The sequence below is a fragment of the Streptomyces sp. NPDC090088 genome, assembly GCF_044747345.1.
Lineage (GTDB): Bacteria > Actinomycetota > Actinomycetes > Streptomycetales > Streptomycetaceae > Streptomyces.
Map to the genome: position 1 here is coordinate 578,147 of NZ_JBIVDZ010000001.1, position 23,396 is coordinate 601,542.

A 23,396-nucleotide genomic window follows, 5' to 3' on the forward strand; every position below is an offset into this window, starting at 1 on the left:
CCACAATGGGTCGCATCGGCACCGAGGAGAACACCATGGCCAAGTACCTGCTGCTGAAGCACTACCGCGGCGCCCCGGCCCCGGTCAACGACATCCCCATGGACCGGTGGACGCCGGAGGAGATCTCGGCGCACATCCAGTACATGAACGACTTCGCCGCCCGGCTGGAGAAGTCCGGCGAGTTCGTCGACGGCCAGGCGCTGGCCCCGGAGGGGCAGTGGGTCCGGTACGACGGCGAGGGGCGCCCGCCGGTCACCGACGGCCCGTTCGCCGAGACCAAGGACCTCATCGCCGGCTGGATGATCATCGACGTCGACAGCCACGAACGCGCCGTCGAACTGGCCGGAGAGCTGTCCGCGGCCCCCGGGGCGGGCGGCAGGCCGATCCACGAGTGGCTGGAGGTACGCCCCTTCCTGGCCGCGCCGCCCACCGTCCCGGAGTGCCTCGCCCATGGATGAGGCCCTGCTCAGGAGCCTCACGCCCGGCGTGCTCACCGTCCTCGTCCGCCGCGGAGCCGACTTCGCGGCGGCCGAGGACGCCGTGCAGGAGGCGCTCGTCGAGGCGCTCCGCGGCTGGCCGGCCGACCCGCCGCGCGATCCGAAGGGCTGGCTGGTCACCGTGGCCTGGCGCAAGTTCCTCGACGCGACCCGGGCCGACACCGCCCGGCGCCGCCGCGAGGACCGCGCCGACGAGGAGCCGCCGCCCGGCCCCGCGCCCGCCGCGGACGACACCCTCCAGCTCTACTTCCTCTGCGCCCACCCCTCCCTCACCCCCTCCTCCGCCGTCGCGCTCACCCTGCGCGCCGTCGGCGGCCTCACCACCCGGCAGATCGCCCGGGCCTACCTGGTGCCCGAGGCGACCATGGCGCAGCGCATCAGCCGCGCCAAGCGCACCGTCTCGGGCGTACGGTTCGACCGGCCCGGGGACGTCGCCACCGTGCTGCGCGTCCTCTACCTGGTCTTCAACGAGGGCTACTCCGGCGATGTCGACCTCGCCGCCGAGGCGATCCGGCTCACCCGGCAGCTCGCGGCCTCGATCGACCACCCCGAGGCGGCCGGGCTGCTCGCCCTGATGCTGCTCCACCACGCCCGGCGCGCCGCCCGTACCGCGTCCGACGGCAGCCTGGTGCCGCTCGCCGAACAGGACCGCGGCCGCTGGGACACCCGCCTGATCGCCGAGGGCGTCGGGATCCTGCAGACGGCCCTCGCCCGCGACCGGCTCGGCGAGTTCCAGGCACAGGCCGCCATCGCCGCCCTGCACGCCGACGCGCCCACCGTCGGGGAGACCGACTGGGTGCAGATCGTCGAGTGGTACGACGAACTCGCCGAGCTGACCGACAGCCCCGTCGTCCTGCTCAACCGCGCGGTCGCCGTCGGCGAGGCCGACGGCCCCCGGGCCGGTCTGGCCGCCCTCGCCGAACTCGACGCGGCGCTGCCCCGCCACACCGCGGTGGCGGCCTATCTGCACGAACGCGACGGCGACCCGGAGACGGCGGCACGGCTGTACGCCGAGGCGGCCCACCAGGCGACCACCCTCGCCGAACGCGACCATCTGACCCGCAGGGCCGCCCGGCTCAACGCTCACCGGAACGGCTGACACCGTCGTACGTTCCGGGATTCCGCTTGCCGATTTTTTTGCCCTCGGCCCGCCCGGTCCGGCGTCCGCCGACGCCTCCGAGACGGCCGTGAAACCGCAGGTCAGAAGGGTGGCGGAGGCGCTGTCCCGATGATGTTGACAGTGGGTCGTCCGACGCTCACCGTGTAAATGAATCGGACTCCGACACGAGACGCGCCGTTCATCCCGATGAAACGTCCGTACCGCCTCATATCGGCTAACCCGCGGTTCCCGGGGATGGCTCGATATGGTGCAAGGCTGGTGATCGTGTGGGCGCTCGGCTCGGACTTCGTGTGCTCTCGGTCTACGAGGGTTTTTTCTCCGGGGGAGCCCGGATCGTGCACAGTGATGTGCTGCTGGGCCTGGTAGAGGGCGGACAGCAGTGGCATCGGGTGCTGAGTCTGCACGGTGAGGTCCACCGAGAAGCCACCACTCAGCGCATGGAGGACGACGCGTGTTACCGGGCGCTCACGGCCGGTGGCGTCGACGTCACCTCGCTCGGCCGCAGCGCGGGCCTGGTGGACGGCACCGTCGCGGCATCGGTTTTCAGCGGACCCGAGCTGGCCGATACGGCACGGGCGATGGCCGGCGCGGACGTCATCCTTTCGCTGAAGGAACAGCCGCTGGTCCTGCTCAACCAGGGCGGCCTGCCGCGCCGGCCCGTGGTGGTGTGCCTGCACCGCTCGGACCCGGAGAACCAGGGGCAGGCCCTGGACGAGCTGAAGGCCGCCATCGCGGACGGCACCGTCGTGGCCTGCGTGTGCTGCGCCGAGTCCACCCGGGACGCGTACGAGGCCGCCGGGATCCCCGGTGAGCTGCTGCACGTGATCCCGAACGGGGTCGACCTGCTCCGCTTCCGCCCGGACGCGGCGGTCCGGCTCGCGTTCCGCGAGTCCCTCTCCATCCCGGCCACCGCGCCGGACGCCCCCGTCGTCGTATTCGCCGCCCGGTACGCCGGCATGAAGAACGTGCCGCTGTTCCTGCGCGCGGCCCGGGCGTGGCTGGCCCGCGAGGGCGGCGGGCACGTGGTGATGTGCGGGGCCGGCATGACCGAGGACAACCCCGCCCTCTGGGCCGACATCGAGGTCGCCTTCGGCGCGGACCGGGCGGCCCTCGGCGACCGCGTCCACCTGCTCGGCGTCCGGCACGACATGGAGTCCGTGTACGCCGGCTCCGACGTCGTCGCCCTCACCTCCGCCTCCGGCGAGGCGGCGCCGCTCTGCCTCATCGAGGGCATGATGTGCGGGGCCGTCCCGGTCACCACGGACGTCGGCGACAGCGCGTCGATCGTCGAGGGGCACGGTCTGGTGACGCCCTTCGACCCGGACGCGATCGCCTTCGCCTGGTCGGCCGCCGTGGCCGAGCGGGACGCCTTCGGGCCGGCGCTGCTGGCGAGCCGCGAGCGGTTCAGCCGTACCCGGATGATCGCCGCCTACGCCGACCTGCTCGACCGGGTCGTCGGCGACGTGCGCGACGAACTCCGTCCGGGCGTCAGCGGCCAGTAGCAGGCGGCACCGCCCGCCACGGCACCGTCCCCCCTCGCTCCGGGGGGACGGTCAGTCGGGCAGCGGGTCCTCGCGCACGACGCCGTAGAGGACGCCGTCCCGCCACCGCCCGTCCCGGAACACGACACCGCGCATCACGCCCTCGCGGGTGAACCCGGCCTTCTCCAGGGCGCGTTGCTCGCCGAAGTTCTCCGACTCGGTCTCCGCCTGGATGCGTTGCGCGGGAGTGTGCGCGAACAGGTAGCGGACCAGCAGGATCTGGGCGCGGGTGCCGACGCCCCGGCCGCGGGCCTCCGGGGCCAGGGCGATGCCGATGCTCCAGCAGGACGACGTGGGGCCCGAGTCCAGCCTGCGCCAGGCCACGAAACCGTACGGGCCGTCGGCCCCGGCGCCCGCGTCGACGATCAACTGGCCGCCGTCCGGGCCCAGCAGACCGTTCTCCGCCCAGCGGCGCCGGAACCGGCCGAGGTCCCGCCAGCCGAACCACTGGAAGGGGCCGGCCGCTTCGGGGTCGTGGAGGAACCGCTCCAGCAGGGGGAGGTCGTCCTCGTGGGTGGGGCGGAGTATCACGGAGGCGTCGTCGCTCATCGCCGACACAGTAGTCGCGGGGCGGCGCGGGGGCTTAATGGTTTGACGGCGGGGCGCGGTCTCGCGGATCGTTCCGCGCGATGACACAGACACGGACCGACACGCCTCCCGCCTGGGACGAGCGCACCCAGCTGACCACCTTCCTCGACTACGCGCGGGCCACCGCCAGGGCCAAGTGCGAGGAGGTCTCGGCCGAGGACGCGCGCCGGGCCCCGCTGCCCGGCTCCCCGCTGATGACCCTCTCCGGGCTGGTCAACCACCTGCGCTGGGTGGAGTACTACTGGTTCCAGGTGGTCTTCCTCGGCGAGGAGGACCAGGGCCCGTGGACCGACGAGGACCCCGACCGCGAGATGCGGATCGCCGTCGACCTCCCGCTGGAGCGGCTGCTGGGGGAGTACGAGGAGCAGAGCGCCCGGTACCGGGAACTGGCCGCCGCCCACCCGCTCGACGCGAAGGCCGCGACCACGCTCCGCGACGGCCTCCGCCCCGACCTGCGCTGGATCCTCCTCCACCTGATCGAGGAGACGGCCCGGCACAACGGCCACCTCGACATCCTGCGGGAGCTGGCGGACGGCCGCACCGGGGTGTGAGCGCGGGAAATACGCGGGAAGTACGCGGGAAAGGGGCCGTCGGTCCCCCTCCGAACCGACGGTCCCTTCCGTCCCTTCTGGTGCCCGGCCCTGGTCAGCGGGGCAGCACCACGACATGGGCGGCCGGATCACGGTCGTCGGCCGCCATCAGCGCCGTACGGACCACCGCCGCCTGCTGTTCCATCGCGTCCCGGAGCTTCTTCGGGGTGAGGTGGACGACCGTGATGCCGAGGCGCTCCAGGTGCTCGCGCTTGCGGGCGTACTCGGACCACATCGCGTCCTCGTCGTGGCGCGGCGCGCGGGTGTCCAGCTCGACGGCGACCGCCTGCTCCGGCCAGTAGGCGTCCAGGCCGCCCAGGTGCGGGCCGCCCGGCAGCCGCAGGTCCACGTTCCAGACCGGGTCGGGCAGGCCGTACTCGCGGACCATGCGGTAGAGGCGGTCCTCCGCGATGGCCCGGCCCTCGGCGACCAGCGAGTCCACCGCGTCCACCACATGGGGGCGGGACAGCAGCTTCGCCTGGTTCAACTCCCGTACCACCGCCGCCGGTTCGCAGTGGTGGCCGCGTACCGCCTCGGTCAGCAGCCGGCGTACCGCCTCCGCGTCCGTCAGGTCCGCCACCGCGTCCGCGAGGGCGCGCGGGACCGGCGCCACCGGGAGGCCCGTCACCGGCTCGGGGGTCGGCAGCGCGGCCGTGCGGAGCACCCGGACGTACGAGGTGGAGCGCAGCCGGCGCAGCCGGGGGACCAGCACGTCCACGTGGTCCAGGGAGAGCAGCGGCGGCGTGGACGAGAAGCCGTGCAGGGTGAGGGCCGCCAGGCCCGTGATCATCGCGTCCGGGTAGACCGGGCGGTGGGGGGAGTCGGGGCTCGGCTGGGAGGGGACGCCGGGGGCCGGCTCCCGGGCCGCGAACAGCAGGGCCCCGTGCAGGCGTTCCTCGCTGGTCGGCGGGCCGGGGTGGAGCATGATCACGCCCGGGAGCAGTTGCTGCCAGGGGCCGCCCGGGCGGCACTGCTCGGCGATCTCGGTGGCCGCGACGCCGTGGGAGCGGAGCTGGGCCGTGGTCAGCACCCGGCGGCGGGCCTCCGGGAGATGACGGAGGGGGCGGGGGGAGAGCGGGGTGTTGTGGGTCATGGCCTCGGGATTCCCGGGGCCGGACCGGTCCTTAACCGGTGTTACGCGTTCGTCGATGAATACGGACAAGCCGGGGCTAAAGGGCAGGTGTTCGGATGCCGAGGAGGGGCCGGAAACCCCTGGTCCGGATGGGTGGGGACCAGGGGTTACGGGCGTGATGGAATGAATTGCGTAACGGTCACCGGGCGGGCGACCTATGGCCAAAGGTCAGCCGGTGGCCGCCTGTGCGTCGCACTCCTGTCCGCGCAGCGCGCGGGCCAGGTCGTCGCGGGCCTCCAGGACCAGCCGGCGCAGCGCCGGCGGCGCGTCGGCGTGCGCCGACAGCCAGGCGTCCGTCGCCTCCAGCGTCCGCGGACCGTCCTGCAGCGAGGGGTACAGACCGCGCACCACGTCCATGCCGATCTGGATCGAGCGGTCCGCCCAGATCCGCGCGATCACCTCGAAGTACTTCTCCGCGTACGGCGCGAGCAGCTCCCGCTGCGTCGGCTGGGCGAAGCCCGCGATGGTCGCCTCCACCAGCGCGTTGGACAGCGCCTGCGACTCCACGACCTGCGCCCATGCCTGTGCCTTCACGGCCGCCGACGGGCGGGCGGCCAGGCAGCGCACCTGGTGCCGCTTGCCGGACGCCGTGTCGTCCCGGGCCAGTTCGGCCGCCAGGTCGGTCTCGTCGGCCGCGCCGTGCGCGGCGAGGGGTTCGAGGAACGCCCAGCGCAGCTCCTGGTCGACGTCGAGGCCGTCGATCGCCGCGGTGCCGGCCAGCAGCTCCCGCAGCAGCCCGAAGTCGTCCTCGCCCGTCGCCGCCGACGCGAAGAACCGCGCCCAGGCCAGCTGGTGCTCGCTGCCCGGCTCCGCCTGCCGCAGCTCGCGCAGGGCGCCCTCGGCGAGCAGCCGCCCGGCCGTGTCCCGCCACTGCGGCGCCACGTAGTGGGTCAGCGCCGAGCCCGCCCACGCCTGCAGCATCTGCAGCACGCCGATGTCCGACTCACGGCTCGCGAACCGCAGCACCAGGTCGACGAAGTCCCGGGCCGGCAGCAGCGCGTCCCGGGTCAGGTTCCACAGCGCCGACCAGCACAGGGCGCGGGCCAGCGGGTCGGTCAGGGCACCCAGGTGGTCCCGGAGGGTCGCCAGTGACGTGTCGTCGAAGCGGATCTTGCAGTACGTGAGGTCGTCGTCGTTGACCAGGACCAGCTCCGGGGCCTCGGCGCCGGCCAGCTCCTCGATCACCGTGCGCGGGCCGTCGACGTCCGTCTCCACGCGCGCGTACCGGACCAGATCGCCGCCCTCCAGCCGGTACAGGCCGATCACGACCCGGTGCGGACGCAGCTCCGGATGCGACTCGGCGGCCTCCTGCAGCACCGCCAGCTCGGCCACCCGGCCCTCGCCGTCCAGCAGCACCTGCGGGGTCAGCGAGTTGACCCCCGCCGTCTGCAGCCACTGGTGCGCCCACGCGCTCATGTCCCGGCCGCTGGTCTCCTGAAGGACCGACAGCAGGTCACCGAGCCGGGTGTTGCCGTACGCGTTGCGCTTGAAGTAGCGGCGGGCGCCCTCCAGGAACGCGTCCTGGCCGACGTACGCCACGAGTTGCTTCAGGACGCTGGCCCCCTTCGCGTACGTGATGCCGTCGAAGTTGAGCTTGGCGTCCTGAAGGTCGCGGATGTCGGCGGTGATCGGGTGCGTGGAGGGCAGCTGGTCGGCGCGGTAGGCCCAGGCCTTGCGGCGGTTGGCGAAGGTGATCCAGGCGCCGTCGAAGCGGGTCGCGCCGACGTTGGCGAAGGTGCCCATGAAGTCCGCGAAGGACTCCTTGAGCCACAGGTCGTCCCACCACACCATGGTGACCAGGTCGCCGAACCACATGTGCGCCATCTCGTGCAGGATCACGTTGGCGCGGGCCTCGTACGACGCCTGCGTCACCCGGCCCCGGAAGATGTACTCCTCGCGGAAGGTCACCAGACCCGGGTTCTCCATCGCGCCGAGGTTGTACTCGGGCACGAACGCCTGGTCGTACTTGCCGAACGGGTACGGGTAGTCGAAGTGCTCGTGGAAGAAGTCCAGGCCCTGCTTGGTGACCAGGAAGACGTCGTCCGCGTCGAAGTGGGGGGCCAGGCCCTTGCGGCACATCGCGCCGAGCGGGATCTCCAGCGTCGAGCCGTCCGGCAGGGCGCGGCTGTAGGAGTCGGTCACGTAGTGGTACGGGCCGGCCACCACGCAGGTGATGTACGTCGAGATGGGCTTGGTCTCCGCGAACCGCCAGACACCGTCGGCGAGTTCACCGGCGCCGTTGCTCCACGCCGTCCACTCCTCGGGCGCCCGCACCTCGAAGCGGAACGGCGCCTTGAGGTCCGGCTGCTCGAAGTTGGCGAAGACCCGGCGGGAGTCGGCCGGCTCGTACTGCGTGTAGAGGTAGACCTCGCCGTCCTCGGGGTCGACGAAGCGGTGCAGGCCCTCGCCGGTGCGGGAGTAGGCGCACTGCGCGTCCACCACCAGCTCGTTCTCCGCGGCCAGGTCCTCCAGGGCGATCCGGGTGCCGTCGAAGACCTCGCCCGGGTCGAGATCCTTCCCGTTCAGTGTCACCGCGGTCACGCTCGGTGCGATCAGGTCGGCGAAGCTGGACGCGCCCGGCTCGTTGCAGCGGAAGCGGATCGTGGTGACCGAACGGAAGGTGCGGGGCTCGCCCCGGCTCTCGCCGACGGCGGACCGTACGTCCAGCGCCACGTCGTACCCGTCGACGGACAGCAGGGCGGCCCGCTCCCGGGCCTCGTCGCGGGACAGATTCTCACCGGGCACGGTTGGCACTCCCTCGTCGTCGATACGCATCGTTGTCGGTACGCCGGAACAGCACCGATCCTCCCATGCGCCCCTGACGGGAGGCAGCCGGGAATGGGGTGGCGGGTGCCGGTGTTGCCGCTGGAAAACGGCCGTATTCCGAGGAGAACCATGTCCGAGACCGTGACCGGCTCCGGCAAGACCCCCGTCGACTTCTGGTTCGACCCGCTGTGCCCCTGGGCCTGGATGACCTCCCGCTGGGTCCTGGAGGTGGAGAAGGTCCGCGACATCGAGGTGCGCTGGCACATCATGAGCCTCGCCGTGCTCAACGAGCCGAAGCTGGACGAGCTGCCCGAGGAGTACCGGGAGCTGCTGGAGACCAAGGCGTGGAAGCCGATCCGGGTGGTCACCGCCGCCTGGCAGAAGCACGGCTCCGACATCCTCGGCCCGCTGTACACCGCGCTCGGCACCCGGATCCACAACAACGGCGAGGGCCCGACCCTGGAGGCCGTCGCGGGCGCCCTCGCGGACGTCGGCCTGCCCGCCGACCTGATCGACTACGCCGACCAGGAGGACTTCGAGTTCGACGCCGAGCTGCGCGCCTCCCACAAGGAGGGCATCGACAAGGTCGGCCAGGACGTCGGCACCCCGGTCATCGCGGTCCCCGGCCCCGACGGCGAGCAGATCGCCTTCTTCGGCCCGGTCGTCACTCCCGCCCCGCAGGGCGAGGAGGCGGCCCGGCTGTGGGACGGCACCCTCGCGGTCGCCTCCGTCCCCGGCTTCTACGAGATCAAGCGGACCCGTACCAAGGGCCCCGACTTCAGCAACCTCAGCTGAAGGAGGCGGGGAGGGAGAAGCCGTCCGACTGGTTGAAGTAGGGCTGGACCCAGAGGCACTGCCCCTGCGAGGTCTTCCCCTCGCACCGCCAGAAGCCGTGCGCGCCCTTCTTCTCGAAGACCGACGCGATGTACTTCTCCTCCTCCTCGGTGACCCTGCGGAAGGGGTGCAGCTTCCCTCGGGGGCAGTTGGGACAGTGCAGGGTGGACACACCAGCCTCCCGGAGCGGTCCGGCGAAAAGGTCGGAACCGGGAGCATAGGTGCGCCGCCCTGCCCCGCGTGAGTCCGGAATCCGTCCCGCCGGGGCGGATTCCGGACGCGGCCCCAGCTGCCGTAGCACCATGGGCACATGACGGAGATCGACACCTCGGTGCCGCACTCGGCGCGCATCTGGAACTACTGGCTCGGCGGCAAGGACAACTACCTCGTGGACCAGGAGGCCGGCGACGCCTACACCGCCGTCTTCCCCGGGATCGTGACCATCGCCCGCAGCAGCCGGGCCTTCCTCGGCCGCACCATCCGCCATCTGGTGGCGGAGGTGGGGATACGGCAGTTCCTGGACGTCGGCACGGGGCTGCCGACCGTCGACAACACCCACGAGGTCGCCCAGCGCGGCGCCCCCGAGTCGAGGATCGTGTACGTCGACAACGACCCGCTCGTCCTCGCCCACGCCCGTGCCCTGCTCACCTCCACCGAGGAGGGCGTCACCGCCTACGAGGACCTCGACCTGTACGCGCCGGAGCGCATCCTGGAGGCCGCGGGCCGGACCCTGGACCTCACCCGGCCCACCGCCCTGATCCTCAGCGGCATCCTCGGCCACGTCGACGGCTACGACCGCGCCCGCGACCTGGTCGACGCCCTGCTGTCCGGCCTGCCCGCCGGCAGCTACCTCTCCGTCAACGACGGCTCCCGCGGCACCGACCCGGTGTACGAGCAGGCGCAGGACGCCTACAACGAGACCGGCGCGGTCCCCTACTTCCTGCGTCCCGTCGACCAGATCGAGGGCTACTTCGAGGGCCTGGAACTGGTCGGCCCCGGAGTGGTCTCGGTGCCGCTGTGGCGCCCCGAGCCGGGCCCGGACCCGCGGCCCATCGGCCAGCACGGCGGCCTGGGCCGCAAGCCGTAGGCCCCGGGCCGCGGGCCGGTCACCGGGAAGCCCCCGCGAGTCATGTCCTCGCGGGGGCTTCCCTTCTTTCCGCCCGCCCCGGTGAACGGTGAGAAGACGATCACGAGGCAGGACGCGTCGGCGGCTCAGGGAGCCAGCAGCAGCACATCCGCGCGCGACCGCGCCGCCTCGTAGCGGCGGGCCACGTCCTGCCAGTCGACGACCGCCCACATGGCCTCGATGAAGTCGACCTTCTGGTTCCGGTACTGGAGATAGAACGCGTGCTCCCACGCGTCGAAGACCAGGACCGGCGTCGACCCCTGGCCCACGTTGCCCTGGTGGTCGTAGACCTGCTCGACGATCAGCCGCCCGCTCAGCGGCTCGTACGCGAGGACGCCCCAGCCGGAGCCCTGGGTGGTGGCCGCCGCCCTGGACAGCTGCGCCTTGAACCCGGCGAAGGAGCCGAAGGACTCCGCGATCGCGTCCGCCAGCTCGCCCACCCCGTCCGCCGCGAGCGGCTCGCCGCCCCCGTCGCCCGTCATGTTCCGCCAGTAGATGCTGTGCAGGATGTGGCCGGACAGATGAAAGGCCAGGCTCTTCTCCAGCCCGTTCACCGAGCCCCAGCTCTCCTTGTCCCGCGCCTCCGCCAGCTGCTCCAGCGTGTCGTTGGCGCCCTTCACATAGGCCGCGTGGTGCTTGTCGTGGTGCAGCTCGACGATCTCGGGGCTGATCACGGGCGCGAGCGCGGAGTAGTCGTAGGGCAGTTCAGGAAGCGTGTAGACGGGCATGGGCGTGGATCCCCTCCGAACCTCTTATTGCAAAGAGCTTGCAACTACACGTTAGCAACAAGAGTCTCGGTGTGGGTGTCCGGCGCGTGGGGAATGCGCCCGGCAGGGGCGGGACCTACTATCGAGAGTCGTGGAGAGGGGGCGCCATGGGGCCGGAGATCGCCGACCTCGCTCAGACGGCGGGTACGACGGTGGTGACTCTGATGGCCACCCAGGCCTGGGAGTCGGCGCGGGACGGTGTGGTCGCCCTCTGGCAGCGCTTCCAGCCTGCCCGGGCGGAGGCGGTGGGCGGCGAACTGGAGGCCACCCGGGAGGACCTGCTCCTGGCCCGCGCCGCGGGTGACACCGAGGCCGAGGCCGCACTGACCGCCGAATGGCAGGCACGGGTCCGCCGGCTGCTGCTCACCCAGCCGGAAGTCGCCGACGAACTGCGTCGCATCCTCGGTGAGCTGGACCACCGCCTCCCGCGGCAGCAGACCAAGGTGGACGTCCGGTTGCGCGCCGAGGCCTCCGGTAGCGGCCGTGTCTACCAGGCCGGCCGCGACCAGCACATCACCGAACGATGAGCGAACTGGGCGCCCGCGCCTCGGGGCAGGGCCGGATCTTCCAGACGACCGGCGACCAGCACATCGAGGAACACCATCACCATTACGACGCCGGTGCTGCCCCGCTCTTCGGCGCCGCATCGCCGTCCTGGCCGGTGAGCCCGGCCGGGCCCGACTCCGTACGGGTGCCACTGGTCGGCCGTCCGCCGGGCATTCTGCGCGACCGCGAGGAACTCCTCGGCGTGCTGACGGCCGTCCTCACCGGGACCGGCGGCGACGCCCACGTCGTACACGGTATGGGCGGCTGCGGGAAGACGGCGCTGGCGTACTGGTTCTTCACCGAGGCCGTCCGCGCTCACGGCAGGACAGGCTTCTGGGTGAACGCCTCGGAACGCATGTCCCTGCGGGCCGGGATGCTCGCGGTCGCGGGCGACCAGGGGGCGACGGCGGGTGAACTCGCCGCGGCTGCCGCAGGACAGCGGGCCGCGTCCGACGTGGTCTGGCACTACCTCGGCCAAGCGGCAGATCCCTGGCTGCTGGTTCTCGACAACGCCGACGACCCGGGCATCCTGGAGGACGGCGCCTGGCTACGGACCAGCCCCCGGGGGATGATCCTGGTCACCACCCGCCATGCCGGATCGCCGCTGTGGCGCGGGCCCGGTGTCACCCGGCACGCCCTGGACGTCCTTCCGCTCGATCACGCGGCCCAGGTTCTGTGCGACCTGGCGCCCGACGCGGGCGACCTGGAGTCTGCGCGGAGAGTGGCCGAACGCCTGGGCCGACTTCCTCTCGCGCTCACCCTGGCTGGTTCCCATCTCGCCCACCAGCTACTGGAGTCGTGGTCCATGGACGAGTACGACCGCAAGCTCGCCGAGGAGTCGACCGCCATCGTGGACCGGGGCGCGACCGGTCACGGTGGCAGCCAGTCCCGCCATTTGGTCGGCCGCACCTGGCAGTTGTCGCTGAACACCCTGGCCGGGCAGGGACTGCCGGAGGCGACGACGCTGCTGCGGCTGCTGTCCTGCTGGGCGGCGGATCCCGTGCCGCTGGACGCGCTGGCCCCGTTGGCGCAGGGGGCGACGGCCCTCGGGGAACTCGAACCGGCCCGGGTGGAACCCGCCCTGCGGGCACTGCTCGACCACTCGCTGGCCGAGCTGGTCCTCGTGTCCGACGGGGTGCGCTGCGTCCGTGCACACGGCGTGCTCCTCGACAGTGTCGCGGCAGGCGTACCGGAGGAAGGACGGCCGGCATTGGTCGAGACGGCGGCGAGGTTGCTGGAAGCGGCCCTGCCCGAGTCGGGCACCGCATCGCCCGAGGTCCGAGACCGCCTCGGGCTGCTGGCGCCTCATGCCTCGGCGCTGCTGAGGACGGCTCCCGGGGAGCGGACCGTCACGCTGGCGGTGCGCGTTGCCCGGCGGGTGTTCGACTCGGGAGACTTCGCAGGTGCTCTCGGACTCGCTCCGGAAGTCGCCGACCGGGGAGAGGCGTTGCTCGGTGTGCGGCACCCGGTTGCCCTGGAGGCGCGCGAAGTGGAGGCCAGAGCTTTGTTCCGGATGGGCCACTACCCCGAGTCCGAGGAACTGCATCGCCGGGTCCTGGCGCGTCGCGAACTCGTGCTCGGTCCGGACCATCCGGACACCCTGCGCAGTTGTGTCGGCCTGCACCAGCCGCTCGACCTCCAGGACAACGACGAGGAGGCGGAACGCCTGCTCCGCAGGGCACTCGAAGGTCAGCGGCGGGTGCTCGGGGAGCACGCCCCGGAAACCCTCTTCACCTGGGTCTACCTCGCGGAGGTCCTTCCCCAGCTCGGCAAGGAGAGCGAGTTCAGGGCCGAGGCCGGTGCCCTCACCGAGACCTGTGAGCGGGTGCTGCCTCCGGACGACCTCACGACCGTCGGGGCGTACCACTCCTACGGTCTCGGCCTGGTGGCCTTCGAGCGGTACGAAGAGGCTGAGCCCATCGCCCACCGCGTGCTGGCGGACCGGACGCGCCTCCAGGGGGCCGGTCACCCGGTGGCCGTCTCCGCCCTTTCCCTGAACGCCGTGGTCGCCCGCGGTCTGGGCAGACACCGGGAAGCCCTCACGATGCTGCGCCGGGTCGCCGAACTCCGGGAACAGGCACTCGGCCCCGACCACCCCTTCGTCGCCTACGACCGCGAACGGGTCACCGCCTGGGAGGCCGAAGCCGGAGCCTGATCACTCCTCGGCGGCGCGCCCGCGCTGCCGGGCGTAGCCCGCCGCTGCCAGGACGGCTGTCATGCCGCCCGTGTAGTAGAGCTGTGTGCGGGTGTCCGGTTCGCGGGCCATCAGGACGAAGATCGTGGCCATGCCGGCCAGGGCCAGCCAGGTCAGGTAGGGGAACGCCCACATGCGGACGGCGAGCTTCTCCGGGGCCTCGGCTGCCACGCGGCGGCGCAGGAGGAGCTGGGAGACGGCGATGAGGATCCAGACGACGAGGATCACCGCGCCGATCATGTTGAGGAGCCAGGGGAAGACGTCGTCGGGACGCCAGTAGCTGAGCAGGACGCAGAGGAACCCGAAGACGCAGGAGGTGAGGACCGCGCGGCGCGGGACGCCGCCGGAGATCCTGGCCAGCGCCCGGGGGCCCTGGCCGCGCGTCACCAGGGAGTGGGCGATGCGTGAGGAGCCGTAGATGTTGGCGTTCATCGCGGAGAGCAGGGCGACGAGGACGACGACGTTCATGAGCTGCCCGGCGCCGGGGATGCCCAGGTGGTCGAGGGCGGCGACGTACGGGCCCTTCGAGACGAGTTCCGGGGAGTCCCAGGGGACCAGGGTGACGATGACCGCCATGGAGCCGATGTAGAAGAGCGCGATGCGCCACATGGCGGTGCGGACCGCGCTCGCCACGCCCCGGACCGGGTCCTCGGACTCGGCCGCCGCGATGGTGAGCGTCTCCAGACCGCCGTACGCGAAGATCGAGGCGAGGAAGCCGATGACCAGGCCCTCCCCGCCGTGCGGGAGGAGGTCGGTGAGGTGGGCGGTGCCCGGGGAGTCCGTGCCGGGGAGCACGCCGGCGATCGCCAGGACGCCGAGGACCAGGAAGAGGCTGATCGCGCCGACCTTCAGGGCCGCGAACCAGAACTCGAACTCGCCGAAGTTGCGCACCGCGGCCAGGTTCGTCGCGCAGAAGACGGCCATGAACAGGGCGACCCAGGCCCACTCCGGGGTGCCGGGCAGCCAGCCCGTCACGATCTTCGCGGCGCCGATCCCCTCCAGGCCCACGGCCGTGCAGAGCAGCACCCAGAACGCCCAGCCCGCCGTGAAACCCGCCCACGGCCCGATCGCCCGCTCGGCGTGGGCCGAGAAGGAGCCCGACGACGGGTACGCGGCCGACATCTCGCCCAGCATCCGCATCACCAGCATCACGAGCAGGCCGGAGAGGGTGTAGGCGAGGACGACGGACGGGCCGGCGGCGGCGATGGCGGCGCCGGAGCCGACGAAGAGACCCGCGCCGATCACCCCGCCCAGGGCGATCATCGACAGATGGCGCTGCTTGAGACCGGGGGAGAGGCCCGGGGACGGCGGGACACCGCCGTCCTCGTGCGACGGCGGTGTCTCGACCGGGGTGCTGCGGTGCGGCATGGGCGCGGCTCGTCCAATGGGTGAGATGGGCAAAAACGCCCACAGTCTGGGCGGCCGCACCGCTCAGCGGAGGTGGCCGTCCATTATCCGGACGGGCCCTTGACCGGGTGTGGTCACGCGGCCACGGGAGTGTAGTGCGAGGCGTCGCCCTCGATCGAGTAGCTCTCCTTGCCCTCGATGCCGACCGGGACGTCACCGGCGAGGGTCACCCGGTGCAGGCGGCGCGGCCGGCCGTCGTAGTTGTCGATGGCGTAGTGCTGGGTGATCCGGTTGTCGAAGACCACCAGCTGGTTCTCGGACCAGCGGTGGCGCAGGATGTTCTCCGGGCGGGTGACGTAGGCCTGCAGCAGGTCCAGGATCCGGCGCGACTCGGACGGCGACAGACCGACGACGCGCTGCGCGAACCCGCCGATGTACAGGCCGCGTTCACCGGTCAGCGGGTGGACGCGGACCACCGGGTGGACCGTGCGGTACTTGATCGACGTGAACTGGGCGCGCTGGGCGGCCTGCTGCTCGTCGATCTCCTCGTCGGGGACGGCGTAGTCGTAGTCGTTGGTGTGCTCCGCCCACAGCGTGTCGGCCAGGGCCCGCAGCGGCTCGGGGAGTTGGCGGTAGGCGGCGGCCGAGCTGGCGATCAGGGTCTCGCCGCCGTACGGCGGGATCGTGATCGAGCGCAGGGTGGTGGCCTGCGGCGGGTTGAGGACGAAGGTCACGTCCGTGTGCCAGTGGTTGGCGGCCCGGCCGCGCTCGCTGTCCACCGGGAGGACGTTCGGCACGCCGTCGATGGAGGAGACCGTCGGGTGGGCGGTGGTGACCTCGCCGAAGGTGCGGACGAACGCCTGGTGGGTGTCGTCGTCGAGGTTCACGTCGTCGAAGACGAGCGCCTTGTGCGTGTTGAGGGCCTCGCGGACGGCGACGGCCGTCTCCGGGTCGAGGGGGCGGGAGATGTCGACGCCCGAGACGCGGGCGCCGATGTTCGCGGTGATCTTGGTGATCTGGAGGGACATGGCGGTTCCTTTCAGGCGAACACAGGGCTGGCGGTGTACTGGTTGGCGGGGCGGGGGAGGCCGTAGCGCTCCCGCAGGGTCCGGCGCGGGCCGTACTCCTCGCGCAGCAGGCCGCGGGCGCGCAGGATCGGGACGACGTGGTCGACGAAGGTCTCCAGGCCGGACGGCAGCACGGGCGGCATGATGTTGAAGCCGTCGGCGGCGCCCTGGGTGAACCAGGTCTCGATCGCGTCGGCGACCTGCTCCGGCGTTCCGGCGAAGGTCAGATGGCCACGGCCGCCGCCGAGCCGCCCGATCAGCTGCCGCACGGTGAGCCGGTCGCGGCGGGCGAGCCCGACGACCAGCGTGTAGCGGCTCTTCGCCCCCTCGACGGCGTCCTCGGACGGCAGGTCGGAGGGGAGCTCCGCGTCCAGCTCCAGACGGCCGGCGGGCAGCTGGAGGAGCCGTTCCAGGTTGGCCACGCCGTGCCGGTGCACGATGTGGTCCTCCAGGAGCTGCTCGTGCGCCCGCGCCTCGGCCTCCGTCGAGCCGATCACCGGCACGATGCCGGGCAGCACCTTGATGTGGTCGGGGTCCCGGCCGGCCGCGGCGGTCCGCGCCTTGAGGTCGGCGTAGAAGTCCCGCGCCTCCTCGATCGTCTGCTGCGCGGTGAACACCGCCTCCGCGTACCGCGCCGCGAACGCCTTGCCGTCCTCGCTGGACCCCGCCTGCACCAGCAGCGGGTAACCCTGCGGGGAGCGGGGCACGTTGAGGGCGCCCTCGACACTGAAGTACGACCCCTGGTGCCGGGGCGGGTGGATCTTCGCGTCGTCGCCCCAGACCCCGGACGCCTTGTCGGCGAGGATCGCGTCGTCCTCCCAGCTGTCCCAGAGCTTCAGCGCCACGTCGAGGAACTCGGTGGCCCGCGCGTACCGCTCGGCGTGCGCGGGCTCCTCCTCGATCCCGAAGTTGCGGGCCGCCTCCGCACCCGCCGTGGTGACGATGTTCCAGCCCGCCCGGCCGCCGCTGATGATGTCGAGCGAGGCGAACTTGCGGGCCAGGTTGTAGGGCGAGTTGTAGGAGGTGGAGGCGGTGGCGATCAGCCCGATGTGCTCGGTGGCCGTCGCCAGCGCGGTGAGCAGCGTCAGCGGTTCCAGGGCCCCGGCGGGCCGCTGCGCGACACTGCCCCACAGATGCGGGCCGTCGGCGAGGAAGAGCGAGTCGAAGGTGCCCCGCTCGGCGGCCTTGGCCAGCCGTACGTAGTGCGCGAGATCGACGTGCGCGTACGGGTCGCTCTCCGGGAGGCGCCAAGAGGCCTCGTGGTGACCGGTGTTCATGAGGAAGGCGTTGAGGTGCAGCTGGCGGGTCATGCGGCGTCCTCCGTGACACCGAGGGCGGCGAGCAGCCGGGTGCGGTACTCGTCCCGTGGGCGGGTGTGGTCGATGGTCAGGTCGACGCCGACCCGGCCCTTCTCCAGGACCAGGACGCGGTCGGCGAGGACGATCGCCTCGTCCACGTCGTGGGTGACGAGGAGGACGGACGGGCGGTGCCGTTTCCACAGCTCGCGCAGCAGGTGGTGCATCTTGATGCGGGTGAGGGCGTCCAGCGCGCCGAACGGCTCGTCGGCGAGGAGCAGTTCGGGCTCGCGGACCAGGGAGCGGGCGAGCGCGGCCCGCTGTGCCTCGCCGCCGGACAGCTCGCCCGGCCAGGCCCGCTCCCGGCCGCCGAGGCCGACCTCTTCGAGGGCGGCCCGCCCCAGGTCGTGGGCGTCCCTGCCGTCCAGCCCCAGCACCACGTTGTCGAGGACCCGGCGCCAGGGCAGCAGCCGGGAGTCCTGGAAGACCACCGACACCCGCTCGGGGGCGGTGAGTTCACCGCTGCCGGCCACCCCGTGGTCGAGTCCGGCGACCGCCCGCAGCAGGGTGGACTTGCCGGAACCGCTGTGCCCGAGCAGGGCGGTGAACTGCCCGGCGGGCAGGTCGAGATCGACGGAGTCGAGGACCGTGCGCTCCCCGAACGACCGGGTCAGTCCCCGGAGCCGGACGGCGGGGCGGGTCAGCTGCTCAGTGTGCGGCGCCACGACAGCACCCTCCGTTCGATGAGTCGGACCACGGTGTCGGAGACGAGGCCGAAGACGCCGTAGATCAGCAGACCGACGAGGATGATGTCGCTGCGCCCGTAGTTCTGGGCCTGGAACATCATGTAGCCGAGGCCGCTGGTGGCGTTGATCTGCTCCAGGACGACCAGGCCCAGCCAGGATCCGGTGACACCGAGCCGGAGTCCCACGAAGAATCCGGGCAGCGCGCCGGGGATCACGACCTCCCGGATGAACCGGAGCCTCGACAGGTCCAGCACCTCGGCGAGTTCGACGTACCGGCTGTCGATCGCGGACAGCGCGGCATGGGTGTTCAGGTAGACCGGGATGTAGACGACGATCGCGATGATGGCGATCTTGAAGGTCTCGCCGATGCCCAGCCAGAGGATGAACAGCGGGATCAGGCCGAGGGTCGGGATGGCCCGGTTGATCTGCACGGTCCCGTCGATCAGTGCCTCGCCGGTGCGGGTGAGCCCGGAGGCCAGGGCCAGCAGCACCCCGGCGGTCAGGCCGATCACGAAGCCGTACCCGGCCCGCTCCACGGAGGTCAGGATGTCGGTGCGCAGCGTCCCGGCGGTCCACAGATGGACGGCGGTGTCCAGGACGGTCCAGGGCGCCGGGATCGCGCCGGGGTCGAGCTGTCCGGCGGCGGAGGCGATGGCCCAGGCGGCGAGGACGACGAGCGGGCCGGCGAGCCGGGCGGCGGGCAGCCGGCGGCCGGGGGAGAGCCGGCGGCGCGGCCGGACCCGGTGCGCCTTCTCCTCCGCGACGGGAACCGGCACGGTGCCGGTGGTCACGGCGGTCATTTCCGGTACTCCGCCGGTACGGCCTTGGCGGCGAGGGACTCGAAGCGGTGGTCGAAGAGCCCGGTGACGTCGGTCTTCTTCACGAAGCCGCCCTCCGCCAGCAGATCGGCGGTCTCCTGCTCCCACTTGATCGCCTCGTCCCAACTGGGCGGGAACAGAGGCTTGTTGGCGAGCTTGGTGATGCCCTGGGCCTGGGCGAGGGTCAGGTTCTGCGTCTTGACGTAGAACTCCTCGTTCCAGGTGTCCGGGTTCTCCCACTGCCAGACCAGGCCTTTGGCCCACTCCGGGATGTACGCGGCGATCGCGGCGGCCTTGGCCTTGTCGTTCAGCACCGCCTGCGGCGCCCAGAGCAGGTTGAGCAGGTCGACGACGTCGGTGGCGATGGTGTGGGCGCCCTTGGAGCCGTACTGCTGGAGGTAGGCCGGTGCCTGGGTGTTGGCGAGCGGGGCCACGTCCACCTGCCCGGACTGCAGGGCGGTGAGGAACTGGTTGCTGGTCAGCGGGACCAGCTTCACGTCGTCGTAGGCGAGCCCGGCCTCCTTGAGCGCCCGCAGGAGGACGACACCCTGGGCCTGCCCCTGCGAGAAGGCGAGCCTCTTTCCCTTGAAATCGGCGGCCGTGCGGATGTCGCTGCCGGGCTTGGTGGCGAACAGGTAGTTCGGCTTGCGGGTGATGTTGATCGCCACGATCTTCGCCGCGAAACCCTGGAACTGCGCCTGGATCGGCGGAATACCCGCGTTGTTCGCGAGGTCCAGGGACTTGGCGCGGAACGCGTTGATGACATCGGGACCGGCCCCGATGTTCACCCAGCTCGACACCGTGAACGGCAGCGCGGGCAGTTTCGCCAGCTTGAACTGCAACTGCTGGGTGCCCAGATAGGAGGCGATCTTCAGGCTGGTCCCGGCCGGGACCTTGGCGGCCAGCGGAGCCGTTGAGGCGGCCGCGGTGTCGGCGGCGGCACTGCCACCGGCGCAGCCGCCGAGCCCGGCCACGGCCGCCGAGGCGCCGAGCAGCGAGGTGAGGAAGAGCCGGCGGTCGAGGCCGGGGGAGGACGCAGAGGACATGGGAGGGCTCCGAGGGGAAAAGCAGCAGAAAGGCAGGGCGAATTCCCGGCGGCAGAGGGCCGGAAAGAGAGATCTCACGCAGAGAGAGCGGAGAGCAGGGAGAAATGCGCGCTCGCAGCGCGTCAAGACGTCAGCAACAGAGGGTGCGACAGGTCATGAGCAGGATGTTCCTTGCCGTGTGCGACGGCTGTCAATATTCCGAGTTTCTGAATTAAATAAGCCGTGGTGACGCGCTCAGCGGATCCCGGTACAGCACGTCCAGGACCACCGAACCGCCCGCCACCGCCAGCACCGAGTCGCCGAAACTGGTCGGCGCGACCAGGGCGGCGCGCTCCGGTCCGACCGCCTCCCGCAGCGCGGCGAGACAGTCCTCCCGGTACAGCACCCCCACCTCGGTGACGACCACGCTCTCCGGGTTGAGGACGTCGAGCAGCAGCGCCGCCGCCCGCCCGGTCAGCCGCGCCCGCTCCACCAGCAGCGCCGCGGCCGCCGGATCACCGGCCCGCGCCGCCGCGAGGACGTGCATCGGGTTGCCGCCGCCGTCGACGACCCCGGCCGCCCGGGCCCGCCGTACCAGCGTCCGCTCGCTCAGCTCCACCTGGAGACAGCCGGTGCGTCCGCAGTCGCACGGCTCGGTGCCGCCCGGCACCGGGAGATGGGCGATCGTGCCGGCCTGGGAGCGCGGGCCGTGGTGCACCTCGTCGCCGGTGGCGAAGGCCGCGTCGACCACGTTCCCGACGAACAGGTGCAGCACGCTCCGGCTGCCCCGGGCCCGCCCGAAGAGCCGCTCCCCGTTGACCAACGCCCGTGCGTGCCCGTCCACATGGACCGGCAGCCCGGTGCGCGCGCCGAGCAGCTCCCGCACCGGCACCTCGCGCCAGCCCAGCAGCGGATGCTCGACGACGGTCCCGGAGTCCCGGTCGACCCAGCCGCCGACGGCCACCCCGACCCCGAGCGGCCGGCTGCCCGGCACCTCGGCGAGCAGCGCCGCCAGCCCGGCGGCGGCCCGCTCCAGCACCGCGCGGGGACCGGTGTCGCCGTGCTTCAACTCCCTGCGGACGACGATCCGTCCGCGCAGGTCGAGCAGCGCGACCGTGGTGTACGGCACGGCCACGTGCACCCCGCCCACCACGAACCGCGAGTCGTCCAGGTCGACGGGCACATGCGGCCGGCCCACGCCGTTCACCCGGCGCGGCGCCTCGGCCTCCCGGATCAGGCCGAGTTCGGTGAACCGGGCGCAGTAGTCGGTGACGGAGGCCGGCGAGAGCCCGGTCAGCCGGGCGATGGTGGACCGGGCCACCGGCCCGTGCTCCAGGACCGAGCGCAGCACCACACTGGCGCTGGTCCGCCGCCGGTCGCCGGGGGGAGAGAGGGGATGCGGGGGTGCCGCGGTACGGGGCATGGGAAACCGTCCTCGGGAACGGGGCCGACACGTCTCGTCTCGGGAGTCGAGGCGCGCCGGACCGGTCACCCGCCGTACGGCCTCAGAGCGGCCGGCGACAGACGGCAGCCCCTTGCCGTCGCAGGTCGACATAGCGACGCGACGTGAAGTTCCGGGACTGGGCGACCATGTCCGGAAGCGTAGGCCAGAAACCTTGAATCCCACCAGAGCGCTGGGATTCGATTGGCGGAACTCCACAGGCCTGTTCAACGCCGTTGACGTGAGTGAAACATCTCTGCCTCAGTGATCGGCGTCACGCCGTACCGGGTGTAACCCACATCCTTTGTGGGGAGCCCACCAAGCGCCGCTTCCGCCCTTTGTCGACCGCTGACGTGTCCGGCTCAGACCGGCCGGGATAGCGTCACGGTGTTCCCCGCTTGTCCGCCCACCCTCACCCCGCGGAGTCCCCATGAGCACCGCCACCGCGACCGCCTCCAGCCGCACCGGCACCGTCCTCGCCGACCTCCTGCCCGCGTCCCGGGTGCGCGATGCCGCCCTCGTGCTCGGCGGCGCCGCGCTCACCGGCCTCGCCGCCCAGATCGCGGTCCCCGTGCCCGGTTCTCCGGTGCCGGTGACCGGCCAGACCTTCGCGGCCCTGCTCGTCGGCACCAGCCTGGGCGCCCGCCGGGGTGTCGCCTCCCTCGCCCTGTACGCGCTGGCCGGCCTCATGGGCGTGCCGTGGTTCGCGAGCGGCACCTCCGGCCTCTCCGTCTCCTTCGGCTACATCCTCGGCATGATGCTGGCCTCCGCCGCCGTCGGCGCCCTGGCCCGGCGCGGCGCCGACCGCGACGTACTGCGCATGGCGGGCACCATGGTGCTCGGCGAGGCGGTCATCTACGCGATCGGCGTGCCCTACCTGGCCTACGCCGCCGACATGTCCGCGTCCGCGGCGATCGCGGCCGGCCTCACCCCGTTCCTGATCGGCGACGCCGTCAAGGCGCTCCTGGCGATGGGCGCGATGCCCGCGGCCTGGAAGCTCGTCGGCAAGCGCTGACCCGGCGACGGACGACAGACGACAGGGGCCCGGGGTGCGGCAAGCACCCCGGGCCCCTGTGCTGTCCCCGTCCGGTTACGACGGCTGCCGCGGCCGCCGCTGCGACCACCACACCCCCGCCGCCCCCGCCGCGATCAGTGCCGCCCCGGCCGCGCCCAGCGGCAGCACGTCACGTCCCGCGCCGGTCTTCGGCAGCTGGTCGCCGCCCGGCCCCACCGGTTTGTTGTCGGTGCCCAGCAGCAGCGGGGTGGCCGGGGCGTTCGGCGACGGGTTCGTCGTACCGAACGGCACCGGGCCCTGCTGCCAGAACGTCTTCTTCCCGTCCGCGCTCTGCACGGGCAGGCAGATCTTCCCGGTCTTGCCCAGATCGAACGTGGCGTCGACCGCGTACGACGTCGACTTGCCCGCGCCGAGTGCGCCGACCGGGCAACTGAAACCGCTGTTCGAACCGGCCGGCAGATCCTTCTCGGCGATCGCGTCGCACCCCTTGACGCCGCTCACCTTCAGGCCGTCGAAACCGACCACCAAAAGCCTGATGTCGTCGCTCTCCTTGGTTCCCTCGTTCTTCACGGTCGCGGTAATCGACGTTTTCTGCGAACTGTTGTCCACGGAGATCTTCTCGGGCAGCGTGGTCGTCAGCTTCACACCCTCGGGTGCCTGGTCAACCGCCTTTCCCCCCTTGCTGCTTCCCGGTCCCTGGTCATCGGCGGCGGCCGTGAACGGCAGGATCATCACGGCTGAGAAAGATGCCGTGACCAGCGACCCCGTGACCACGGCCAGCCGCCGGTCCCTACGACGAGAACTCATGTTCGTCCCCCTTGCAACCCCCTGGACCGCGCCTGAATTCGCGGCCACTTGAAGAGGTACCACAAGATTTCTCCGCACTATGCTGGTACGGCCGTAAGTGTGACCATTGTGTGTCAGCAGGGGCGGTCGTTGAG

Annotated in this window: 22 protein-coding genes; 9 read left to right on the forward strand and 13 right to left on the reverse strand. The window is 71.8% G+C overall.

The features are described 5' to 3' along the window. The first annotated feature begins 35 nt into the window (after positions 1-35). The 3 genes from ACIPSJ_RS02685 to ACIPSJ_RS02695 all read left to right on the forward strand — a co-directional run bounded on the left by ACIPSJ_RS02685 (position 36) and on the right by ACIPSJ_RS02695 (position 3,119). Entirely contained in the window at positions 36-458 is a 423-nt protein-coding gene (locus ACIPSJ_RS02685) for a YciI family protein (RefSeq protein WP_355711863.1), read from the forward strand. After that, positions 451-1,596, forward strand: a complete 1,146-nt coding sequence (locus ACIPSJ_RS02690; protein WP_401342918.1) for an RNA polymerase sigma factor — start codon at positions 451-453, stop codon at positions 1,594-1,596. The genes ACIPSJ_RS02685 and ACIPSJ_RS02690 overlap by 8 nt, the downstream gene beginning before the upstream one ends. A 311-nt stretch (positions 1,597-1,907) precedes the next feature. Then, positions 1,908-3,119: a glycosyltransferase gene (locus tag ACIPSJ_RS02695; protein WP_401342919.1), complete on the forward strand. Its 1,212-nt coding sequence runs from the start codon at positions 1,908-1,910 to the stop codon at positions 3,117-3,119. A 51-nt stretch (positions 3,120-3,170) separates the two neighbouring features. Here ACIPSJ_RS02695 and ACIPSJ_RS02700 read toward each other — a convergent pair whose 3' ends face one another. Next, complete coding sequence (locus ACIPSJ_RS02700; protein ID WP_401342920.1) at positions 3,171-3,707, reverse strand: GNAT family N-acetyltransferase; 537 nt, start codon at positions 3,705-3,707, stop codon at positions 3,171-3,173. Between the two features lie 80 nt (positions 3,708-3,787). On the opposite strand from ACIPSJ_RS02700, the gene ACIPSJ_RS02705 reads away from it, so the two are divergent. Further along, complete coding sequence (locus tag ACIPSJ_RS02705; protein WP_355711689.1) at positions 3,788-4,297, forward strand: DinB family protein; 510 nt, start codon at positions 3,788-3,790, stop codon at positions 4,295-4,297. Positions 4,298-4,391: 94 nt separating this feature from the next. Here ACIPSJ_RS02705 and ACIPSJ_RS02710 read toward each other — a convergent pair whose 3' ends face one another. Beyond that, the gene (locus ACIPSJ_RS02710; protein ID WP_401342921.1) at positions 4,392-5,429 is read right to left on the reverse strand and encodes a hypothetical protein; all 1,038 of its coding nucleotides are present in this window, start codon (positions 5,427-5,429) and stop codon (positions 4,392-4,394) included. Positions 5,430-5,636: 207 nt separating this feature from the next. Continuing rightward, the gene (pepN, locus tag ACIPSJ_RS02715; protein ID WP_401342924.1) at positions 5,637-8,213 is read right to left on the reverse strand and encodes an aminopeptidase N; all 2,577 of its coding nucleotides are present in this window, start codon (positions 8,211-8,213) and stop codon (positions 5,637-5,639) included. 150 nt (positions 8,214-8,363) lie between these two features. Between pepN and ACIPSJ_RS02720 the strand changes: the two genes are divergently transcribed. After that, positions 8,364-9,029: a DsbA family protein gene (locus ACIPSJ_RS02720; RefSeq protein ID WP_401342925.1), complete on the forward strand. Its 666-nt coding sequence runs from the start codon at positions 8,364-8,366 to the stop codon at positions 9,027-9,029. Here ACIPSJ_RS02720 and ACIPSJ_RS02725 read toward each other — a convergent pair. Beyond that, positions 9,022-9,240: a hypothetical protein gene (locus ACIPSJ_RS02725; RefSeq protein WP_355711681.1), complete on the reverse strand. Its 219-nt coding sequence runs from the start codon at positions 9,238-9,240 to the stop codon at positions 9,022-9,024. The genes ACIPSJ_RS02720 and ACIPSJ_RS02725 overlap by 8 nt on opposite strands. Positions 9,241-9,378: 138 nt before the next feature. Here ACIPSJ_RS02725 and ACIPSJ_RS02730 point away from each other — a divergent pair, with 138 nt between their 5' ends. After that, on the forward strand, positions 9,379-10,155 hold the full coding sequence (locus tag ACIPSJ_RS02730) for an SAM-dependent methyltransferase (RefSeq protein WP_401342928.1): 777 nt from the start codon (positions 9,379-9,381) through the stop codon (positions 10,153-10,155). 125 nt (positions 10,156-10,280) lie between these two features. Here ACIPSJ_RS02730 and ACIPSJ_RS02735 read toward each other — a convergent pair whose 3' ends face one another. Further along, the gene (locus ACIPSJ_RS02735; RefSeq protein WP_359221247.1) at positions 10,281-10,922 is read right to left on the reverse strand and encodes a superoxide dismutase; all 642 of its coding nucleotides are present in this window, start codon (positions 10,920-10,922) and stop codon (positions 10,281-10,283) included. Between the two features lie 146 nt (positions 10,923-11,068). Here ACIPSJ_RS02735 and ACIPSJ_RS02740 point away from each other — a divergent pair, with 146 nt between their 5' ends. Together ACIPSJ_RS02740 and ACIPSJ_RS02745 are read left to right on the forward strand one after the other, a co-directional pair. Beyond that, complete coding sequence (locus tag ACIPSJ_RS02740; protein WP_359221245.1) at positions 11,069-11,488, forward strand: hypothetical protein; 420 nt, start codon at positions 11,069-11,071, stop codon at positions 11,486-11,488. Then, on the forward strand, positions 11,485-13,662 hold the full coding sequence (locus ACIPSJ_RS02745; RefSeq protein WP_401342930.1) for a tetratricopeptide repeat protein: 2,178 nt from the start codon (positions 11,485-11,487) through the stop codon (positions 13,660-13,662). The genes ACIPSJ_RS02740 and ACIPSJ_RS02745 overlap by 4 nt, the downstream gene beginning before the upstream one ends. On the opposite strand, the gene ACIPSJ_RS02750 is transcribed toward ACIPSJ_RS02745, so the two are convergent. The 7 genes from ACIPSJ_RS02750 to ACIPSJ_RS02780 all read right to left on the reverse strand — a co-directional run bounded on the left by ACIPSJ_RS02750 (position 13,663) and on the right by ACIPSJ_RS02780 (position 21,422). Continuing rightward, positions 13,663-15,069 carry an amino acid permease gene (locus ACIPSJ_RS02750; RefSeq protein WP_401342931.1) on the reverse strand — a complete coding sequence of 469 codons (1,407 nt, stop codon included), beginning with the start codon at positions 15,067-15,069 and terminating at the stop codon, positions 13,663-13,665. Positions 15,070-15,182: 113 nt separating this feature from the next. Then, positions 15,183-16,076: a TauD/TfdA dioxygenase family protein gene (locus ACIPSJ_RS02755; RefSeq protein ID WP_401342933.1), complete on the reverse strand. Its 894-nt coding sequence runs from the start codon at positions 16,074-16,076 to the stop codon at positions 15,183-15,185. Between the two features lie 11 nt (positions 16,077-16,087). Next, on the reverse strand, positions 16,088-17,425 hold the full coding sequence (locus tag ACIPSJ_RS02760; RefSeq protein ID WP_401342935.1) for an LLM class flavin-dependent oxidoreductase: 1,338 nt from the start codon (positions 17,423-17,425) through the stop codon (positions 16,088-16,090). After that, on the reverse strand, positions 17,422-18,135 hold the full coding sequence (locus ACIPSJ_RS02765) for an ABC transporter ATP-binding protein (protein ID WP_355711671.1): 714 nt from the start codon (positions 18,133-18,135) through the stop codon (positions 17,422-17,424). The genes ACIPSJ_RS02760 and ACIPSJ_RS02765 overlap by 4 nt, the downstream gene beginning before the upstream one ends. Next, entirely contained in the window at positions 18,111-18,956 is an 846-nt protein-coding gene (locus ACIPSJ_RS02770; RefSeq protein ID WP_355711669.1) for an ABC transporter permease, read from the reverse strand. The genes ACIPSJ_RS02765 and ACIPSJ_RS02770 overlap by 25 nt, the downstream gene beginning before the upstream one ends. After that, on the reverse strand, positions 18,953-20,020 hold the full coding sequence (locus tag ACIPSJ_RS02775; RefSeq protein WP_359221231.1) for an ABC transporter substrate-binding protein: 1,068 nt from the start codon (positions 20,018-20,020) through the stop codon (positions 18,953-18,955). The genes ACIPSJ_RS02770 and ACIPSJ_RS02775 overlap by 4 nt, the downstream gene beginning before the upstream one ends. A 211-nt stretch (positions 20,021-20,231) precedes the next feature. After that, positions 20,232-21,422 carry an ROK family protein gene (locus ACIPSJ_RS02780; protein ID WP_359221228.1) on the reverse strand — a complete coding sequence of 397 codons (1,191 nt, stop codon included), beginning with the start codon at positions 21,420-21,422 and terminating at the stop codon, positions 20,232-20,234. A 448-nt stretch (positions 21,423-21,870) separates the two neighbouring features. Between ACIPSJ_RS02780 and ACIPSJ_RS02785 the strand changes: the two genes are divergently transcribed. Further along, positions 21,871-22,455, forward strand: a complete 585-nt coding sequence (locus tag ACIPSJ_RS02785; RefSeq protein WP_359221226.1) for a biotin transporter BioY — start codon at positions 21,871-21,873, stop codon at positions 22,453-22,455. 75 nt (positions 22,456-22,530) lie between these two features. On the opposite strand, the gene ACIPSJ_RS02790 is transcribed toward ACIPSJ_RS02785, so the two are convergent. Then, positions 22,531-23,187, reverse strand: a complete 657-nt coding sequence (locus tag ACIPSJ_RS02790) for an LPXTG cell wall anchor domain-containing protein (protein ID WP_401344539.1) — start codon at positions 23,185-23,187, stop codon at positions 22,531-22,533. Positions 23,188-23,396 lie beyond the last annotated feature (209 nt).